Origin of the sequence: Pseudomonas sp. RHF3.3-3, assembly GCF_048069595.1 — a bacterium.
GTDB lineage: Bacteria > Pseudomonadota > Gammaproteobacteria > Pseudomonadales > Pseudomonadaceae > Aquipseudomonas > Aquipseudomonas fuscovaginae_B.
On the sequence record NZ_CP182250.1, the window covers coordinates 5,791,683 to 5,810,535 of the forward strand.

Annotated in this window: 20 protein-coding genes; 8 read left to right on the forward strand and 12 right to left on the reverse strand. The window is 62.6% G+C overall.

Features of this window, described 5'->3' with window-relative positions:
- Positions 1-85 precede the first annotated feature (85 nt).
- Both ACMGT0_RS25360 and ACMGT0_RS25365 read right to left on the reverse strand, forming a co-directional pair.
- Positions 86-907, reverse strand: coding sequence for a phosphate/phosphite/phosphonate ABC transporter substrate-binding protein (locus tag ACMGT0_RS25360; RefSeq protein ID WP_416770295.1), 822 nt, complete (start codon positions 905-907; stop codon positions 86-88).
- 9 nt (positions 908-916) lie between these two features.
- Positions 917-1,858, reverse strand: a complete 942-nt coding sequence (locus ACMGT0_RS25365) for a fatty acid desaturase (RefSeq protein ID WP_416770296.1) — start codon at positions 1,856-1,858, stop codon at positions 917-919.
- A 173-nt stretch (positions 1,859-2,031) separates the two neighbouring features.
- Here ACMGT0_RS25365 and ACMGT0_RS25370 point away from each other — a divergent pair, with 173 nt between their 5' ends.
- Positions 2,032-2,469, forward strand: a complete 438-nt coding sequence (locus ACMGT0_RS25370; protein ID WP_054057547.1) for a GNAT family N-acetyltransferase — start codon at positions 2,032-2,034, stop codon at positions 2,467-2,469.
- A gap of 58 nt (positions 2,470-2,527) precedes the next feature.
- Positions 2,528-3,364 (forward strand): class I SAM-dependent methyltransferase, encoded by an 837-nt coding sequence (locus tag ACMGT0_RS25375; protein WP_054057548.1) that lies wholly within the window; start codon positions 2,528-2,530, stop codon positions 3,362-3,364.
- A 15-nt stretch (positions 3,365-3,379) separates the two neighbouring features.
- On the opposite strand, the gene def is transcribed toward ACMGT0_RS25375, so the two are convergent.
- From def to ACMGT0_RS25390, 3 genes are all read right to left on the reverse strand, one after another.
- On the reverse strand, positions 3,380-3,919 hold the full coding sequence (gene def / locus ACMGT0_RS25380) for a peptide deformylase (protein WP_054061614.1): 540 nt from the start codon (positions 3,917-3,919) through the stop codon (positions 3,380-3,382).
- Positions 3,920-3,921: 2 nt separating this feature from the next.
- Positions 3,922-4,866: a YihY/virulence factor BrkB family protein gene (locus ACMGT0_RS25385; protein WP_273820301.1), complete on the reverse strand. Its 945-nt coding sequence runs from the start codon at positions 4,864-4,866 to the stop codon at positions 3,922-3,924.
- A 175-nt stretch (positions 4,867-5,041) separates the two neighbouring features.
- Positions 5,042-5,233 (reverse strand): CsbD family protein, encoded by a 192-nt coding sequence (locus ACMGT0_RS25390; protein WP_054057551.1) that lies wholly within the window; start codon positions 5,231-5,233, stop codon positions 5,042-5,044.
- Positions 5,234-5,431: 198 nt separating this feature from the next.
- On the opposite strand from ACMGT0_RS25390, the gene ACMGT0_RS25395 reads away from it, so the two are divergent.
- Entirely contained in the window at positions 5,432-5,809 is a 378-nt protein-coding gene (locus tag ACMGT0_RS25395) for a hypothetical protein (RefSeq protein WP_054057552.1), read from the forward strand.
- Between the two features lie 62 nt (positions 5,810-5,871).
- Here the strand turns inward: ACMGT0_RS25395 and fadD1 are convergent, their stop codons facing one another.
- Together fadD1 and fadD2 are read right to left on the reverse strand one after the other, a co-directional pair.
- Positions 5,872-7,569, reverse strand: coding sequence for a long-chain-fatty-acid--CoA ligase FadD1 (gene fadD1 / locus ACMGT0_RS25400; protein WP_273820297.1), 1,698 nt, complete (start codon positions 7,567-7,569; stop codon positions 5,872-5,874).
- Between the two features lie 545 nt (positions 7,570-8,114).
- A complete protein-coding gene (gene fadD2, locus ACMGT0_RS25405) occupies positions 8,115-9,803 on the reverse strand; it encodes a long-chain-fatty-acid--CoA ligase FadD2 (protein ID WP_054057554.1) in 1,689 nt (562 codons plus the stop codon).
- 239 nt (positions 9,804-10,042) lie between these two features.
- Here fadD2 and ACMGT0_RS25410 point away from each other — a divergent pair, with 239 nt between their 5' ends.
- Together ACMGT0_RS25410 and ACMGT0_RS25415 are read left to right on the forward strand one after the other, a co-directional pair.
- Entirely contained in the window at positions 10,043-10,987 is a 945-nt protein-coding gene (locus tag ACMGT0_RS25410) for a lysophospholipase (RefSeq protein WP_416770300.1), read from the forward strand.
- A 60-nt stretch (positions 10,988-11,047) separates the two neighbouring features.
- The gene (locus ACMGT0_RS25415) at positions 11,048-11,524 is read left to right on the forward strand and encodes a MaoC family dehydratase (RefSeq protein ID WP_017905299.1); all 477 of its coding nucleotides are present in this window, start codon (positions 11,048-11,050) and stop codon (positions 11,522-11,524) included.
- 115 nt (positions 11,525-11,639) lie between these two features.
- Here the strand turns inward: ACMGT0_RS25415 and ACMGT0_RS25420 are convergent, their stop codons facing one another.
- Entirely contained in the window at positions 11,640-12,104 is a 465-nt protein-coding gene (locus ACMGT0_RS25420) for a PA2169 family four-helix-bundle protein (RefSeq protein WP_054057556.1), read from the reverse strand.
- A 204-nt stretch (positions 12,105-12,308) separates the two neighbouring features.
- Between ACMGT0_RS25420 and ACMGT0_RS25425 the strand changes: the two genes are divergently transcribed.
- Together ACMGT0_RS25425 and ACMGT0_RS25430 are read left to right on the forward strand one after the other, a co-directional pair.
- Complete coding sequence (locus ACMGT0_RS25425; protein ID WP_054057557.1) at positions 12,309-12,545, forward strand: DUF3820 family protein; 237 nt, start codon at positions 12,309-12,311, stop codon at positions 12,543-12,545.
- A 27-nt stretch (positions 12,546-12,572) separates the two neighbouring features.
- Entirely contained in the window at positions 12,573-13,757 is a 1,185-nt protein-coding gene (locus ACMGT0_RS25430; protein ID WP_054057558.1) for an aminotransferase class V-fold PLP-dependent enzyme, read from the forward strand.
- Positions 13,758-13,950: 193 nt separating this feature from the next.
- On the opposite strand, the gene ACMGT0_RS25435 is transcribed toward ACMGT0_RS25430, so the two are convergent.
- Genes ACMGT0_RS25435 through zwf form a run of 3 tightly spaced genes read right to left on the reverse strand, consistent with a single transcriptional unit; the run spans position 13,951 to position 16,803 of the window.
- Positions 13,951-14,616, reverse strand: coding sequence for a bifunctional 4-hydroxy-2-oxoglutarate aldolase/2-dehydro-3-deoxy-phosphogluconate aldolase (locus ACMGT0_RS25435; RefSeq protein WP_054057559.1), 666 nt, complete (start codon positions 14,614-14,616; stop codon positions 13,951-13,953).
- Positions 14,617-14,633: 17 nt separating this feature from the next.
- Positions 14,634-15,347, reverse strand: coding sequence for a 6-phosphogluconolactonase (gene pgl / locus ACMGT0_RS25440; protein ID WP_054061619.1), 714 nt, complete (start codon positions 15,345-15,347; stop codon positions 14,634-14,636).
- A complete protein-coding gene (zwf, locus tag ACMGT0_RS25445; protein ID WP_054057561.1) occupies positions 15,334-16,803 on the reverse strand; it encodes a glucose-6-phosphate dehydrogenase in 1,470 nt (489 codons plus the stop codon). The genes pgl and zwf overlap by 14 nt, the downstream gene beginning before the upstream one ends.
- Positions 16,804-17,014: 211 nt before the next feature.
- On the opposite strand from zwf, the gene ACMGT0_RS25450 reads away from it, so the two are divergent.
- Positions 17,015-17,875 carry a MurR/RpiR family transcriptional regulator gene (locus tag ACMGT0_RS25450; RefSeq protein ID WP_192842675.1) on the forward strand — a complete coding sequence of 287 codons (861 nt, stop codon included), beginning with the start codon at positions 17,015-17,017 and terminating at the stop codon, positions 17,873-17,875.
- Here ACMGT0_RS25450 and ACMGT0_RS25455 read toward each other — a convergent pair.
- Entirely contained in the window at positions 17,848-18,741 is an 894-nt protein-coding gene (locus ACMGT0_RS25455) for a D-hexose-6-phosphate mutarotase (RefSeq protein ID WP_054057563.1), read from the reverse strand. The two genes, ACMGT0_RS25450 and ACMGT0_RS25455, sit on opposite strands and share 28 nt — an antisense overlap.
- Between the last annotated feature and the right edge of the window lie 112 nt (positions 18,742-18,853).

Here is an 18,853-nt window from a genome sequence, read left to right on the forward strand (position 1 = left end):
CCTGCTTATTCTTTAATAATACTTAAAAAATATTTTTATATAACAAAACTAACAAACGCCCCCTGATGGAAGCAGGCGCTCCGGTTCATCCGCGAACGCTCACACCGCCCTGCTCGGGAAGGTCCAGGCGAAACCCCGAACGCTCAGCCTCATCGCGATAGTCGAGCAACACCTGGTAGTCCGCCTCGCAGGCCGGCAACACTTCGCGCAACCCCAGCACCTCGCCAACCTCGGGCAGTTCCCGCAACGCCTGGTTCATCGCTTCGCGAATCCGCACCACCTCCTCCTCTGCCAACCCCGCCACGCCGATGTACGGCAGGCAGGGACTCAACGCACTGCGCGCCACCACCCGCAAGCCGGAGACCTCCTGCGGGGCGAAGCGGGCCAGATAGGCGAAGGTCACGCTGTCCACCGCGGCCAGGTCAGCCAGGTCTTCCCGCAGCCAGCGCAGGCTTTCGCGGTGGGCGCCGCTGCGCCCGACACTGGCGAAGAAGCGCCCATCCCTGTGCAGCGCCGCCAGGCTATGGCGCAACAGGTTCATGCCGCTGTTGGAGCCATCGTCATTGATCACCCCACGGCTGCCGAAAAACTCCGCCAACGCCGAGCGCGGATTGTCCGCACGAGCCAGCAGGAGGCTGCAATGCTGACCGTCGGCCGCATCCGGCAACCGGTAATGCGGGCGACCGACGACACTCACCTGGCCGCGTAGCCGGGTCATCAGCGGGTAACCGCAGGTCTGGGTCAGCAGCAGGTCCGGTGCCAGCCACAGCGCCATGAGGTCCAAACCGCCAACCGGGCGGCGACTCGCCCCGAGCTTGTCGAGAATGCGCCCGAGCCATTGTTCGTTGGCCTGTTGCACGGCCTCCGGAGCCACGTACATCAGCAGTTCGGCGTAACCAGCGGTCATGGGGCCTCCTCAGGCGAACGGATGTTGCGGGCTGTCGATGGCTTTCAGCCCATGCTGGCGCAGCAGTTCGCCATAGCCTTTCACCAGAAAGCCACCGCTGCGCGCCAGCCACTGTTCGCGCCGGGCCCGGTAGACCCGCGGCAGGAAATACCAGGGCAGCCCGGGTAGATCATGGTGCAGCAGGTGCAGGTTGTTGTGCAGGAACAGCCAGCTCCAGGGCCAGCCGGCCTCGTTGATCACCGTGCGCTGCTCGGGAGCGGCATGGGGCCGATGTTCATGGTAGGAACGCACCATCGCCAGCGACAATGCCGGGATGCTGATCAGCAGCAGGTAGTGCCAGGCCGCAATGATGCTGTAGCGGACGACGAAGGCCAGCATCAGCAGCGTCAGCAGGCCATGGGTCGACCACATCAGCCAGGCCTTGCGCTCGCCCTGGCGCAAGCGCCGGCCCTCTTCGCGCAGCAGGTCGAACAGGGCCAGCGGGGCGCCGATCAGCAGCCGACCAAGGACCGTCTTGTTCAGCCGGAACAGGCTCCGCTCGAACAGCGAGCAGCGTTGCCAGTCCTGCTGGCGCAGGTAACGGCTCTCCGGGTCGATACCCGGCAGGGTCAGGTCTTCATCGCGATGGTGGAGCAGGTGGCTGTCGCGGTAGAGGGTGTAGGGATACCAGACGGCAAACGGTGCGTAGCCCAGCAGCTTGTTCAACCAGTCCCGACGGGTCGGATGGCCGTGCAGCAATTCATGCTGCAGCGACAGCCAGAGCGTAACCAGGACAATCAGCAAGGCAGTGCTCGGCCACAGGCCCAACCGGGCACTGCCGAGTACGACGGCGAACCAGCCGCCGTAGACAAGCGCCAGCAGCAACCAGGTCGGCCATTCGCTACGGCCGGTGAAGGAGCGCGACAGAGAGAGAATTTCTTCGCGGTGAACGGGGTCGAGGTAGTTGGGCATCGATCGGCTTCGCATGAGACAGGCCGAAGGACACACTTCGGCTTCATCTGCTGGTGTGCGACGAGCCGGCAAAATCTTGCAGATCGATTGGTTATCAGCTTAGAACCCGAAGTGACCGGGAGATGTCCGCCCCTGCCCCTATAATCGGCTTTCCGCCTCAACCGACAAGCCCCATGCCAAACCTCGACTACGCCCTACTATCCCCCTCGCTGCGCCCTCTGCTCGACAAGTTCTACCGGGCCCATGGTTCCTCCATGCGCGCCAACGGCGAAGGGCAACTGTGGGTGGCCCGCGACGGTGGAATCATCGCCGGGCTTTCGCTGACCGCAGTCGCCGACGGTTTCTGGCTGACCGGCCTGTTCGTCGACCCACAACGGCGCGGCCAGGGCATCGCCGGGCAACTGGTCGCCCATGCCCTGGCCACACTCACCGGCCGCACCTGGCTGTTCTGCCATCCGGACCTGCGCGACTTCTACGGGAAACTCGGTTTCAGCCCCACCCGCCAACTGCCCCAGGCCCTCGCCGACCGACTGGCCCGCTACTCGCGCAGCAAGCCGCTGATTGCCCTGGGTATAGAACCATCGGTTAGCTCGACTGCGGAAAATGTGTGATCAGCCGCCGGTAACCCCGTGATAGCCTCGGTTTCCACCCGTTCCTGACAGGATGATCATGAACCGTACCCTCGTGGCCTTATCCCTCACCGCCCTGCTCGCTCCCGCTCTCGGCCAGGCGGCAAGCACCGACACGACCATCACCGATGCCCAATATGCCAAGGTCCTGGCGGGCAGCTGGCGTGCGCCGGAAAACAGCGTGCGCGATGTCTATCGCCATCCCCGCCAGACCTTGCAGTTCTTTGGTCTGCAGGCCAACCAGACGGTGATCGAAATCACCCCCGGCGGCGGCTGGTACAGCGAAGTGCTCGCGCCGCTGCTGCGCGGCCAGGGCCAGTACATCGCCGCCGTGCAGGCGCCGTCGAGCAGCGAATACGCCAGACGCTCGGCCGACAGCCTGAAGCAGAAGTTCGCCAGGGATCCGAGCCAATACGTGCGGGCCAGCCTCGTCGAGTTCGATCCCCAGGCGCCGGTGCTCGGCAAGCCGAACTCGGCCGACCGGGTACTGACCTTCCGCAACGTGCACAACTGGGTCATGGCCGATGACGCGCCGGCGATGTTCTCGGCCTTCTTCCAGGTGCTCAAGCCGGGTGGCGTGCTGGGGGTGGTGGACCATCGCGCGAAGGATGGCGCGGATCTGGAAAGCATCAAGCGCAGCGGCTACCTGCCTACCGCCTACGTGGTGAAACTGGCGAGCGATGCCGGGTTCGTGCTGGATGGGCAAAGCGAGATCAACGCCAACCCCAGGGACACCAAGGATTATCCCGACGGTGTCTGGACCCTGCCTCCTACCCTACGCCTGGGTGAACAGGACAAGGCCAGATACCAGGCCATCGGTGAATCGGACCGCCTGACCCTGCGCTTCGTCAAACCGGACAAGGTGGCGGCCCGCTAGTGGCCGGTCAGCCACTCAGTCGTCGGCAGCCGGGTCGAGCTCGGGGAACAGCACCTGGGTAAACCCGAACTTGCTGAAGTCGGTGATCCGCGACGGATACAGGCGGCCGATCAGGTGATCGCACTCGTGCTGCACCACCCGCGCATGAAAGCCCTCGGCGACCCGCACCAGCGGCTCGCCCTTGGGGGTGAAGCCTTCGTAGCGGATACGCCGGTAACGGTCCACCGCGCCGCGCAGGCCCGGCACCGACAGGCAGCCTTCCCAGCCTTCTTCCACTTCCGGCCCCAGCGGGGTGATCAGCGGATTGATCAGGATCGTCTGCGGCACCGCCTCGGCGTCCGGGTAACGCTCGCTGTGCTCGAAACCGAAGATCACCAGTTGCAGGTCGACCCCGATCTGCGGCGCGGCCAAGCCGACTCCGCCGACGTGCTCCATGGTCTGGAACATGTCGTCGATCAGTTGCCACAGCTCGGCGCTGTCGAACATTTCCGGGGGAACCGGCGGCGCTACACGCAACAGGCGCGGATCGCCCATTTTCAGGATTTCACGGATCATGATCAGCTTTCGTCAGTAGTCGGTTTGGGGGAGTGCTCATGCACGTGGCCGAGCACCGTCGTCCGATCGGCCTGTTCATGAAAATCCTTCTCGCCGGGATTCTTGCCTTCGGCCGACATGTGCTCGATCACCGCATTCATTTCCGCCCCCAACAGCAACACTGCCGCCGAGATGTAGAAGTACAGCAGCAACACGATGATCGCACCGATACTGCCATACATCGCGTTGTAGTCGGCAAAGGTTTTCACGTAGTAGCCGAAGCCCAGCGAGGCGATGATCCATACCACCACCGCCAGTACCGAGCCGGGGGTGATGAACACGAACTTCTGCTTCACGTCCGGCATCACGTAGTACATCAACGCCACGGCGAACATCAGCAGCAGCACGATCACCGGCCAGCGCAGGACGGTCCAGAGGGTCACGACGAACTCCTCCATGCCGATCTGCCCGGCCAGCCAGCTCATCACCTGCGGCCCGAGGACCATCAGCGCGGCGGCCGCCAGCAACATGCCGGCGATGCCCACGGTATAGAAGACCGACAACGGCAGGCGCTTCCAGATAGGCCGGCCTTCGTTCACGTCGTAGGCGGCATTCATCGCGCTCATCATCAACCGTACACCTGCCGAGGCGGTCCACAGGGCGATGACGATACCCACCGACAACAGGCCCCCCTTGGATTGCTGCAACTGGTCGATCACCGGGTTGACCTGGTCCAGCGCCTGGGGCGGCAACACCAGTTCCGATTGCATGCGCAACCAGCTGAAGAAGTCCGGCAGGTGCAGGAAACCGATCAGGGCGATCAGGAACAGCAGGAAGGGGAACAGCGAAAACAGCATCTGATAGGCCAGTGCCGAAGCATAGGTCGACATCTCGTCGTCGACGAACTCCTGGACCGTGCGTATCAGCACGCGATGCAGGGGCAGACCACGCAAGTCCGGAAAAATCATAGCGTCTCCTTTCGCCGCAATCACGGAGTCAGTCAGCAGGCGACTCAAGGGCGGTTTTTCACTCACGGTAGCGCAGTTGGCAAGCGGTAAACAATTTCCGGATTTGACACCAGCCTGCCGGAACAGCAGAACGGCCATCCTGGGATGGCCGCTCGGTCACTCATCGGTCAGGACTTCAGGCCCGGTCGATGCCCTTCTTGATCGTTTCCTTGACGTTGCCCTTGGCCTTCTGGGCCTGGCCCTTCAACTCCTGGGCCTTGCCTTCGGCCCGCAGCCGATCATTGTCGGTGGCCTTGCCGATGCCTTGCTTGACGTTACCAACCGCTTCGTTCGCTGTGCCTTTGATCTTATCGCCAGTGCTGCTCATGATATTTCTCCATGGGGAAATGCGGGGTATCAGTGTCGCTACACAAGGTTGACCCGAGGCTTTCGCCAGGAGTTTCATTTTTTTCGTCGGTTCTTTCATCAGAGCAGTCAGGTTTACCTTTATGTTTGTCCGCCAACCCCCGAGAATAGGCGGCAGATTCAGGCTCCGGCGCTGAAGATCGATAACGGTAGGAAAGTGATGAAACTCGATAAAAAGCAGGCTATTGCCCGCAGGAACCAGGAACTGGGCGGTGCGGTGTTGGGCACGAACAATTGCCACTTCACCGAACTGAGCCGCAACCGGAACATCTGGTGGTTCGACATCCCGCTGGGGCGCCTGGCTATCGGCCAGTACGAATGGGTGCATCTGCTGCTGCACACGCCCAGCACCGACCAGTTGCTGCACCTGAAGGTACCGACAGTGTTCCTGCGCGAGAAGCTTGAAGGCCTGGTGGTGCGCAATGCCGGCAAGCGCAAGCCAACCGTGAGCCTGGAACTGAGCGCGGACAAGGACGCCTTCCTCCAGGACGTGCGACCGAACGGTACCGGCGTGAGTTTTGCGCAGTTCCAGCAGTAAACCGACCGCTGCAAACGACAAAGCCCCGCAATGCGGGGCTTTGTATTTTTTTGGCCTGGGCCTCAGGCGGTCTTCTTCAGACCGAGCTTCTTCAGTTCCTCGTCACGCAGTTCGCGGCGCAGTATCTTGCCGACGTTGGTGGTCGGCAGGGCATCGCGGAACTCGACGAACCTGGGCACCTTGTAGCCGGTGACATTGGCGCGCATGTGCTCCATCACCTGGTCCTTGGTCAGGGTCACGCCCGGCTTGGCGACGATGAAGATCTTGATCACTTCGCCCGATTTCTCGTCCGGCACGCCGATGGCCGCGCATTGCAGCACGCCCGGCAGGGTCGCCAGCACGTCTTCCAGCTCGTTCGGATAGACGTTGAAGCCCGACACCAGGATCATGTCCTTCTTGCGGTCGACGATCCGCATGTAGCCATCCGGCTGGATGATCGCGATGTCGCCGGTCTTCAGCCAGCCTTCGCTGTCGAGGATCTCGTCGGTGGCATCCTGGCGCTGCCAGTAGCCCTTCATCACCTGCGGGCCCTTGATGCACAGCTCCCCGACCTCACCCAGCGGCAGCTCGACGCCGGCGTCGTCGACCACCTTGCACAGGGTCGACGGCATCGGGATGCCGATGGTGCCCTGCTGGATCTTCTGGCTCGGGTTCACCGAGGCCACCGGGCTGGTCTCGGTCATGCCGTAGCCTTCGCAGATGGAGCAGCCGGTCACCGCCTTCCAACGCTCGGACGCCGCCAGTTGCAACGCCATGCCACCGGACAGGGTGACCTTGAGCGCGGAGAAGTCCAGCTTGCGGAACGCCTCGTTGTTGCACAGCGAAACGAACAGGGTGTTGAGGCCGACAAAGGCGCTGAACTTCCACTTCGACAGTTCCTTGACCATCGCCGGCAGGTCGCGCGGGTTGGTGATCAGGATGTTGTGGTTGCCCAGCAGCATCACCGCCATGCAGTGAAAGGTGAAGGCGTAGATGTGATACAGCGGCAACGGCGTGATGACGATCTCGCAGCCTTCCTTGAGCTCCGAACCCATCAGTGCCCTGCACTGCAGCATGTTCGAGACCAGGTTGCGGTGGGTCAGCATCGCTCCCTTGGCCACGCCGGTGGTACCACCGGTGTACTGCAACACGGCCACGTCGCTGCTCGCCGGGTTAGCTTCCTTGACCGGCTGGCCCAGGCCCTTGCTCAGCACGTCGTTGAACCTGACAGCCTTGGGCAGGTGATAGGCCGGCACCATCTTCTTCACGTACTTGACGACGCTGTTGATCAGCAGACGCTTGAGCGGTGACAGCATGTCGGCCACTTCGGTAATGATCACATGCCGTACGCCGGTCTTGGGCACCACCGCCTCGGCCAGGTGCGCCATGTTTGCCAGGCACACCAGGGCCTTGGCGCCGGAGTCGTTGAACTGGTGTTCCATTTCCCGCGCGGTGTACAGCGGGTTGGTGTTGACCACGATCAGGCCGGCGCGAATGGCACCGAATACGGCGATCGGATATTGCAGCAGGTTCGGCAACTGCAGGGCGATGCGGTCGCCCGGCTGCAGGTCCGTGTGCTGTTGCAGGTAGGCGGCAAAAGCCCCGGACAGCTCGTACAGCTCGCCATAGGTGAGCGTCTTGCCGAGGTTGCTAAAGGCCGGCTTGCTGGCGAATCGTTGGCAAGACTGTTTCAATACCGTCTGAACATTCGGGTACTCATCGGGATTGATTTCGGCAGCAATCCCCGCTGGGTACTTATCCTTCCAAAAGTCTTCGATCATGGAAGCCCACTCCTCAGCAACGCGAATTCAGCACCGCATTTGATGCGATTATTATTTGTCTATGTTTGTTATTGAGTGATCTGGCTTTAGGCTATGTACGAAATCGTTTGAAACTTGGTTATGCTGCGTTAGAAACCGGCTCGGAATGCTCATTGACAACCAGTCAAGTCGGGCGCGACCCCGGGCGTTCCTCGCCGCTTTTTGCCTTGCCTAACCTGCGTTTCAAGCAATTTCGTACACAGCCTAACCTACGCCGAGAAGTCACAAAGCGCGCCGAGAGTAGCAGCTTTGCCGAGGGTCGACTAGAGCCAAACATGGCCCCTACAGTCATAAACATGACTCAAGAATACCAATCAGTCATTTTAGAGCAAAAATTCTATTCTTCTGATTTTCCGCTCTAGAGCGGGGTTTTCAGGAGCAAAAAAGCTTCGCGGGCAAGCCGCGCTCCTACAGTTCAATGTCGTACGTTCCATTGATGGATGACCCTGAACTGTAGGAGCGTGGCTTGCCCGCGAATGGGCCCGCAAGACCGCCGCTGTTTCCCGCTAGGCGATATCGCGCAACTCCCGCCGCAGAATCTTGCCCACCGGCGTCATCGGCAACGAATCACGCAGCACGATGTGCTTGGGTACCTTGTAGCCGGTGAAGTTCTCCTTGCAGTATGCCTTGAGCTCCTCGACGCTGACCCCGGCCTCCCGCGCCACCACGAACAGCTTCACCGCCTCGCCGGAACGCTCGTCCGGTACGCCGATCACCGCGCAGTTGGCGACTTTCGGGTGAGCCATCACCACGTCCTCGATTTCATTGGGGTACACGTTGAAACCGGAGACGATGATCATGTCCTTCTTGCGGTCGACGATGCGGACAAACCCATCCGGGTCGATCACCGCAATATCGCCGGTCTTGAACCAGCCCTCGTCATCGAGCACCTCGGCCGTCGCCTGTGGCTGCTGCCAGTAACCCTTCATCACCTGCGGGCCCTTGATGCACAGCTCGCCAGGCTGCCCCAGCGGTTGCTCGACACCGTTGTCATCGATGACCTTCAGCGCCGTGCCCGGCAGCGGCAGGCCGACCGTGCCCAGGCGGCCAAGCTCGCCATAGGGGTTGGTGCAGGCCACTGGTGAGGTTTCGGTGAGCCCGTAGCCCTCGGTGATGCGGCAGCCCGTGGCCTTCTGCCAACGCTCGGCAGTGGCCTTGACCAGTGCGGTGCCGCCGGAATTGGTGAGCTTGAGTGCGGAGAAATCCAGGTTCTTGAACTCCGGATGCTCCATCAGCGCGACGAACAGCGTGTTGAGCCCCAGCAATGCGGAAAATCGCCACTTCTTCAGCTCCTTGACGAAGCCGCCGATGTCCCGCGGATTGCCGATCAGCACGTTGTGGTTGCCGGTGACCATCATGCACATGCAGTTCGCGGTGAAGGCATAGATGTGGTACAGCGGCAGCGGCGCAATGATCACCTCCTGGCCTTCCTTGAGCAGCGGATGGCCGTCGGTGCCCGTCTGGGACATGCAGGCCCGCGCCTGCTGCATGTTCGCCACCAGGTTGCCGTGGGTGAGCATCGCGCCCTTGGCCAGGCCCGTGGTGCCGCCGGTGTACTGCAACACCGCGATATCGTCGAGGCCGACCTGAAGCGGCCGGATGCTCTGGCCGCGGCCCATGTGCAAGGCGCTCTTGAACGAGATGGCCTGGGGCAACTGGTAGGGCGGCACCAGCTTCTTGACCTTGTCGACCACCAGGTTGGTCAGCCAGCCCTTGGCCGGCGACATCAGGTCGCCCATCTTCGCCTCGATGAGGAACTCGATGCCGGTATCGGGCAGCACTTCCTGGACCCGCGCACCGAACAGGTTCAGGTAGACCAGTGCACGGGCACCGGAGTCCTTGAACTGGTGGCGCATCTCGCGCACGGTGTACAGCGGATTGGTATTGACCACGATCAGCCCGGCGCGCATGGCGCCGAACACGGCGATCGGGTAATGCAGGACGTTGGGCAACTGGACCGCGATGCGGTCGCCCGGACGCAAGTCGGTGTTGGCTTGCAGGTAACCGGCAAAGGCCGCGCTGTAGCGCTCCAGCTCGGCGTAGGTGAGGGTCACGCCCATGCTGCTGAAGGCCGGGCGATCGGCGAATTTCTTGCAGGAACGCTCGAAAACCTCGACCACCGACCTGAAGGCCCCCACGTCAATGTCCAGGGGTACGCCGGCCGGGCGTTTGTCATTCCAGAAATCAGGTTGCATTGTTCTTGTCCTCTTGCCTGAGCCTATCCGGAGTCGCTTCGCCAAAGCGAAAAAGCGCTGCTTAGCGGACGGTAGCAGCAATGGGGAATCAGGCAAATATGCCGGACACACTCATTAACATCATGAATCTTGCCGCCAATGTGCAGCTTGGTCTGCTTCCTGACCGAGGATGCGCTATACAATGGGGCGACTGTGTATTCCATCACCTGCCCCGTTTCGTCCCGTGCAAAGGAACCGCCATGATCCATGACACTTTCTGGCTGAGCGTGAGTGACCACAGCCGCCTCTACGTCAATCGTTGGCTGCCCCAGGGCGAGCCCGTGGCGCTGGTGATGCTGTCCCATGGCATGGCCGAGCACAGCGGGCGTTATGCACGCCTGGCCCAAGCGCTGTGCGAGGCCGGGTATGGCCTGTATGCCCCCGACCAGCGCGGGCATGGCAAAACCGCCGAACAGGGCGTGCTCGGACACTACGCCGACCGGGATGGCTGGAGTACCGTGGTCAGTGACCTGGCCAGCCTCAACCAGCGCATCGGCGAAGAGTATCCGGGCAAGCCGATCATCCTGCTCGGCCACAGCATGGGCAGCTATATTGCCCAGGCCTACCTGCTGCACCACAGCGCCAGCCTGCAGGGGGCGATCCTCAGCGGCTCGAACTTCCAGCCCGTGGCGCTCTATCGCGCCGCCCGCGCCATCGCCCGTTTCGAACGCTGGCGCCAGGGACCGACCGGCCGCAGCGCATTGATCGACTGGCTGTCGTTCGGCTCCTTCAACAAGGCCTTCAAGCCCAATCGCACGGCCTTCGACTGGCTCAGCCGCGACCCGGAGGAGGTCGACAAGTACGTCGCCGACCCGCTCTGTGGCTTCCGTTGCACCAACCAGATGTGGATCGACATGCTGGGTGGCCTGCAGCAGATCAGCAAGGCCAGCAACCTGGCGCAGATCGATCCCGGCCTGCCCTTGCTGGTGATCGGCGGCGAACATGACCCGGTGAGCGAAGGCAGGCGCCTGAAGGATCTTGCCGATGCATTGCGCAGTGCAGGTAGCCAGAACCTGCAATTGAGCGTCTACCCACAGGCGCGGCATGAACTGTTCAATGAAACCAACCGCGACGAAGTGACCGCCGACGTGCTGCAGTGGCTGGAACAGACCCTGGCGCATCGTCGGCCGGGGCATGCCGAATAATTTCCAACGTTTAAAATCAATGGTTTGATTTTAAGAATCTCTTCACAGGACAGGTATCAGATGACCCAGGTGACCAACACGCCTTACGAGGCACTCGAAGTCGGCCAGACCGCCAGCTACAGCAAGACCGTGGAAGAACGTGATATCCAGCTGTTCGCCGCGATGTCCGGCGACCACAACCCGGTGCATCTGGACGCCGAGTTCGCCGCCGCCAGCATGTTCAAGGAGCGCATCGCCCACGGCATGTTCAGCGGCGCGCTGATCAGCGCGGCGGTCGCCTGCGAACTGCCCGGGCCGGGCACCATCTACCTGGGACAGCAGATGAGCTTCCAGAAGCCGGTGAAAATCGGCGACACCCTGACCGTACGCCTGGAAATCCTCGAGAAGCTGCCGAAGTTCCGCGTGCGTATCGCCACCCGCGTGTTCAACCAGCGCGATGAGCTGGTGGTGGACGGGGAGGCGGAGATCCTGGCGCCGCGTAAACAGCAGACCGTAACCCTGACCAGCCCGCCACCGATCACCATCGGCGGCGTCTGACCGGCCCCTTCGCGGGCCGCCCGCGAATACCAGGGTCGGCCCACAGCGCTTCAACGTTACCGGGAACCCATGAAAAAACGCCGGCTGAGCCGGCGTTTTTCATTCAGGCAGACACTCAGCTCGCGCGAGCGATGTTGCGCAGCGCCTTGACCTGGTCATGGTTACGCAACACGCCCTGGTACTGGCGATCGACCAGATCACGCAGCCCCAGCATGTTGTGCTTGACCAGCTTCTCCAGCGCCTCGCGATAGGCCTTCTTGGCATGGTCCTCACCGCGCTCGGCCTCGTTGAGCACCGCTTCCTCACCCTTGCCGGTGAACAGCGCCTTCACATCGACCCAGCGCCGGTGCAGGTCACCGGAAAGGCTGGTGGTGGTTTCCGGGTCGCCGCCCAGCTTGCGCACTTCAGCCTGCAACTCTGCCGCCGCGGCGGCACATTCGCTGGAGCGTTTGACGAACAGCGCCTTCAGTTCAGGGTGCTTGATATCCTCGGCACAGGTCTTGAAGCCTTCCTGGCCATCTTTGCTGACCTCGATCAGGTGGTTGAGGATCGAAATGGCTTCTTTGTTCACGTCGGTCATGACTCAATTCCTTCTGGTGGTGGAAGTTGAGTCGTATATTGCAGAGCGCATGCCAGCCTTGAAGCTGGATTTTTACCTTTTATTTTCAATAACTTACGAATATCCGAAAAATCTGTATCACTGCTATTTGCATGATCTGTCAATTGGCCTGCATGCAGAATGCCGGTATTTTTCCCATTGCTTGAACACCTGAGGCAAGCCCGCATGAACCCTGAAAAACTCGAACTGCTGGTCACGCGCGAGATGCCCTTCGGCAAGTACAAGGGACGCATCCTCGCCGACCTGCCCGGCCCCTATCTGAACTGGTTCGCCCGTGAAGGCTTTCCCCACGGCGAACTCGGGGGCCTGCTGGCGCTGATGCACGAGATCGACCACAACGGCCTCGGCGACCTGCTCGACCCGCTGCGCGCCAAACACGGCAAGCCCAAGCCCCGTCACTGAAACCCGCCCCCGAAGGAAAGTGCACGCATGCCAAGGAATCAAGACAACGCCCGCGACGAACACTTCTGGCAGGCAGTGGCCCGGCGCTACGACGTCGAGCCGGGCCCGATCAACCTGGAGAACGGCTACTTCGGCCGCATGACCCGCCGGGTGGTCGAGGAGTACCAGCGCAATATCGACTTCATCAACCGCAGCAACTCGGTGCATGTCCGCCAGCATTTCGACAGGACCGGGGGCGCGGCGATTCGCGCCGAGCTGGCCGAGCTCATGGGCGTCAGCGAACAGGCGATCACCTTCAGCCAGAACGCCACCGATTCCCTGCAGGTGCTGATCCGTAACTACAACCGCCTGCAGCCAGGCGACCAGGTGCTGTACAGCGACCTGGAATACGAGACGGTCAAGGGCGCGCTGAACTGGCTGGAGCGCCATCGTGGCGTGCAGGTGGTCCGTATCGGGCACACGCATCCGGCCAGCTACGACAGCCTGCTCGCGAGCTATCGCGAGGCGTTCGCCCGCTACCCGCGCCTGAAGCTGATGGCGCTGACCCATGTCACCCACCGCACCGGGCTGGTGATGCCGGTCAAGGCCATCGTCGAAGCGGCCACCGAGCATGGGGTCGATGTGATTCTCGACGGCGCCCATGCCCTGGGGCAGCTCGACTTCGACCTGCAGGAACTGGGTGTGGCGTTCGCCGGCTTCAACCTGCAGAAATGGATCGGCGCGCCACTGAGCCTGGGGGTGCTCTACATCGCCCCCGAGCGCCTGGGCGACATCGACCCGGACATGGGCGAAACGCACTTCCCCATCACCGACGTACGCTCGCGCACGCCCCACAGCACAGCGAACATTCCGGCACTGATGACCCTGCCGACGGTGCTCGCCGAGCATCGGGAAATCGGCGGCGCCGCGGCCAAGGGTGCGCGCCTGGCCTACCTGCGCGACCTGTGGGTGAGCGAGGCACGCCAGCTGCCCGGCATCGAGGTGCTGACCCCGGACGATCCGCGACTGTATGGCGCGATCACCTCGCTGCGCTTCACCCGCCAGGCGAACCAGCAGGTGATGGTCGAGCGGTTGCTCAAGGAATACAACCTGTTCACCGTGATGCGCAGCGGGTCGGCTTGCGGGCCCTGTATCCGGATTACTCCGGGCTTTACCACTTCGCCGCAGGAGATGGGTCAGTTGATCAGGGCGCTGGCCGAACTGAGTGGCTGACCTGGGGTCGGTGTGAAGCCCGTTCGCGGATGAGTCCAGCGCCCACCGGCGTACACCCGACACCGGGTTGGCCACTGGGAGCCGGACTCATCCGCGAACAGCCCCGCCACTTTCCCAAGGCAAAAAAAAACGGTGCGCCGACCAAGCGCACCGTAAAGCCGTAGAACACACAACGAATTCGGTAAGGGGTGAATCAGTCCAGCAGCGCCAGGGCCTGGGCCGTGCATTCCTGGATGCGGCCCCAGTCACCGTTCTTGATCCACTCCGGATCGAGCATCCAGCTGCCGCCGACGCACATGACGTTTTTCAGCGCCATGTAGCTCTTGATGTTGCCCGGACCGACACCGCCGGTCGGGCAGAATTTCACTTCGCCAAACGGCCCGCCCAGGGCCTTGATCGCTGCCACGCCACCGCTGACTTCCGCCGGGAACAGCTTGAAGCGGCGATAGCCCAGGGCGTAGCCCTCCATGATCCCCGAGGCGCTGCTGATGCCCGGCAACAGCGGGATCGGGCTGTCGACGCCAGCCTCCAGCAGATCACGGGTAATGCCCGGCGTGACGATGAACTGCGAACCCGCCGCCTCGGCTGCCGCCAGCATCTGGCGATCGAGCACGGTACCGGCACCGGTCACCAGTTCCGGACGCTGCTCACGCAGGATCTCGATGGCCTTGAGGCCGAACTGCGAGCGCAGGGTCACTTCCAGGGCGGTCAGGCCACCAGCGGCCAGGGCATCGGCCAGTGGCAGCACGTCCGCCACGCGGTTGATGGTGATGACCGGCAGGATCCGCGCACGGGTGCACAACTGATCGATCAGGGCGACCTTGTCTGCCATGGAGACGGTCGGGGCATTTTTTGTCATAGCGGCTGATCCTTGGCTCATGGGCACCAGTAAATCTCTAGGGGGGGTTGCAGAAACGCACGAACCGGCATGGCGGCGAGGTCATCGCCGGCCAGGGCGGCATTCAGGGTGGTCAGTTTCGACTGACCGGAAATCGCCAATACGGTAAAGGTCGCCGAAGCCAGCAAGGCCCGGCTCATGCTCAGCCGCTGATGCGGCACGGTCGGTGCCAGCATCGGCCAGACCCGCCGGCTGCCGTCCACCTGCAAGGCGGCCTGCAGGTTCGGGCTGTCCGGGAACAGCGACGCGGTGTGGCCGTCATCGCCCATGCCGAGCACCAGCACGTCGATGTCCGGCAGTTCGGCGAGGAACTGGTCGGCCTGCTGCGCCGCTTCGTCGAGGTTGGCCGCGGCGTTGTACAGGCCGATGAAGCGCGCCTTGGCCGCCGCACCCTGCAGCAGATAACGCTTGAGCAACCCGGCATTGCTGTCGGCGTGCTCGACCGGTACCCAGCGCTCGTCCGCCAGGCTGATCACCACCTTGCTCCAGTCCAGATCCTGTTTGACCAGGTGCTGGAAAAACGCCACCGGGCTGCGCCCGCCGGAAACCACCAGGGTTGCCACGCCACGGGCGGCAATCGCCGTACGCAATTGTTGCGCCACGGCCAGGGCCTGGCCTTCGGCCAACAGCACCGGCGTGCGGAACTCGTGCCCGACCACGCCCTTGGGCAGTTTCAGTTCAGATATCGCCATACCACGACCTCCCATCCCGCGTGATCAGTGCAATGGAGCTCATCGGTCCCCAGGACCCGGCGGCGTAGGGCTTGGGCGCATCGCCGGATTTTTTCCAGCCGGCGATCAACTGGTCGCACCACTTCCACGCGGCCTCGATTTCATCCTTGCGGACAAACAGGTTCTGGTTGCCGTGCATCACTTCCAGCAGCAGACGTTCGTAGGCATCCGGAATCCGCGCACTGTGATAGGTGTCGGAGAAATTCAGTTGCAGCGGCCCGCTGCGCAGTTGCATGCCCTTGTCCAGGCCCTGGTCCTTGGTCATCACCCGCAGGGAAATGCCTTCGTCCGGCTGCAGGCGGATGATCAGCTTGTTGCTGATCTGCAGGCGCTGCTCGGGTGCGAAGATGTAGTGCGACGGTTCCTTGAAGTGGATGACGATCTGCGACAGCTTCTGCGGCATGCGCTTGCCGGTCCGCAGGTAGAACGGCACGCCGGCCCAGCGCCAGTTGCGGATGTCGGCGCGCAGGGCGACGAAGGTTTCGGTGTCGCTCTGGGTGTTGGAATTCTCTTCTTCCAGGTAGCCCGGCACGGAGCGGCCTTCGCTGTGCCCGGCGATGTACTGGCCACGCACCACCTGGGTGGTCAGCCCTTCCGGGCTGATCGGCGCCAGGGCCTTGAGCACCTTGACCTTCTCGTCGCGGATACTGTCGGCGGACAGGTCGGCCGGCGGGTCCATGGCGATCAGGCACAGCAGCTGCAGCAGGTGGTTCTGGATCATGTCGCGCAGTTGCCCGGCCTTGTCGAAGTAGCCCCAGCGGCCTTCGATCCCGACCTTCTCGGCCACGGTGATTTCCACGTGGGAAATGTAGTTCTGGTTCCACTGGGTCTCGAACAGGCTGTTGGCGAAACGCAGGGCGATCAGGTTCTGCACCGTCTCCTTGCCCAGGTAGTGGTCGATGCGATAGGTGCGGTTCTCCGGGAAGAACTGCGCCACCGCGTCGTTGACCTTGCGCGACGACTCCAGGTCCGAGCCGATCGGCTTCTCCAGCACCACCCGGGTGTTGTCGGCCAGGCCGACCTTCGCCAGGTTCTCGCAGATCGCGCCATACACCGCGGCCGGCGTGGCGAAATAGGCGATCAGCTGTTCGTTGCGCCCGACGGTATCGGCCAGGGCCACATAGTCGTCGGGCTTGAGGAAGTCCACATGCAGGTAGCTCAGGCGGCCGAGGAAACGCTCGACAACCGCCTCATCGATCTCCTTCGCCTCGACGAACTCGCGCAGCTCGCTGGCGATGGTCGCCAGGTGCTCGTCGACGCTGCCCGGCTCACGGGCCAGGGCGAGAATGCGCGTGTCCTCATGCAGCAGGCCGGCGCCATCCAGGTGGTACAAGGCAGGAAACAGCTTGCGCAGCGCGAGGTCGCCCAGGGCGCCGAACAAGGCAAAGGTGCACGGTTCAACCGTTATCGAAGGCATGATGTTTGTTCTTTTATCAAGTTAAACGATAAATACCTTTTTTCGAGGCATCACTCAAGGAAAAAATGTAGTAATAACCACAACATTTCTTCAAAATCACGATTGCGAGTGGTGGTCCACAAGCGCCATCAGTAGGATAGGCCACCGCCGAGAACTGCCAAAACGCGTTCTCCCATGCATTGCAGAACCAAGGAACACCAACATGGACCGCGTGCGAAATCTGCTGGAACAGATCCAGAATCGCCTCGAAGACCTGAACAAGGCCGAGCGCAAGGTCGCCGAAGTCATCCTGCTCAACCCGCAGCAGGCGACCCGCTACAGCATCGCCGCCCTTGCCCAGGCGGCATCGGTCAGCGAACCGACGGTCAACCGTTTCTGTCGTTCGTTCGACGTCAGCGGCTACCCGGAACTCAAGCTGCAACTGGCGCAGAGCCTGGCCAGCGGCGCGGCCTATGTCAGCCGGGCGGTGGAAGCCGACGACAATTCCGAGGCCTACACGCAGAAGATCTTCGCCAGCGCCATCGCCTCCCTCGACAGCGTCAGCAAGGTGCTCGACCCCGAGCAGGTCAACCGGGCCGTCGACCTGTTGACCCAGGCCCGGCAGATCCACTTCTTCGGCCTCGGCGCTTCGGCACCGGTGGCCATGGACGCCCTGCACAAGTTCTTCCGTTTCAACATTGCGGTCACGGCCCACGCCGACGTACTGATGCAACGCATGATCGCTTCGGTGGCCCATACCGGCGAACTGTTCGTGATCATCTCCTACACCGGCCGCACCCGGGAACTGGTGGAAGTGGCGCGCATCGCCCGGGCCAACGGCGCCTCGGTCCTGGGGCTGACCGCTGCCGGCTCGCCCCTGGCCAAGGCCAGCACCCTGAGCCTGAACATCCCATTGCCGGAGGACACCGACATCTACATGCCGATGACTTCGCGGATCGTCCAGTTGACCGTGCTCGACGTGCTGGCCACCGGCATGACCCTGCGCCGCGGCGTGGACTTCCAGCCACACCTGCGCAAGATCAAGGAAAGCCTCAACGCCAGCCGTTACCCGGTGGGCGACGAGTACGACTGACGATGTGAACCGACAGCCTGCGCGCGTGCCTGCAGGCTCAGGTGCGCCTGCTCCCCCGGGGCCAGGCACAGGCTGTCGGTGCCGCCACCGGCGGCTTCGACACAGACGAAGCCCATCACCTCGTTCCAGCTCACCCCGAGCAACGGCCGCGGCCCCGGGTGCCAGACCACGGTATCGCCGCTCTCCCCGGTATCGATGCACAACTCACGCTGCCAGGCATGGTCCTTGAGGTGCAATTCGCCCTCGTGCTGGAACACCCGCTGACAGCCACCCTCGACCCGCAACTCGCCGCGCTGCCGGCAGACCTGGCGACTCAGATGGTCGTATCCCTCGGCGCCATCGAGCCCAGACAGCGCTACCTCACCCACGTCGCCAATACGCCAATAGGCGTGCAAGGCATGACTCAACTGGCAAGGTTCGCTGTCCTGGTGCTCGGTGCTCAGGCGCAGCTCCATGCTTTCGCCAAGGCGCGCCTGCAGATCCACCTGCCAGTCGCACAGTTGCAGGCGCCAGTGCAGGCTGACCCCCTGTTCGTCGGAACTGCTCTCCAGCAACTTCCAGTCGATCAGCCGCGCCCAGCCATGGGACGGCCAGGCATTTTCGCTCGGATGGCGGCCATACCACGGCCAGCACACCGGCACCCCGCCGCGAATCGCCCCGACCTGCGGCCACTTCGCCGCACACCACAACCAGGGCTTCTGCCCGCGCGGCTGGAAGTGCAGCAACTGCGCCCCCTGGCGACTGAACACCGCCTGGCACAGCGGATGGTCGATCACCAGCACTTCACGCTGTTGGAAGCGCTCCCACTGGAACACCGGCTGTTCGCGCCGGGATTTGAAGAAACGTTGTAGCGGTTGCTCGTGCATGTGCCGCGAATCCTGGAATCTCTATCGTCGTGAAGCCAACGCGTCCTGATGCGCAAAAAAAAGCGGACGGTCGGGTGACCATCCGCAAGATGCGCACATAGAGAGAGAGCTT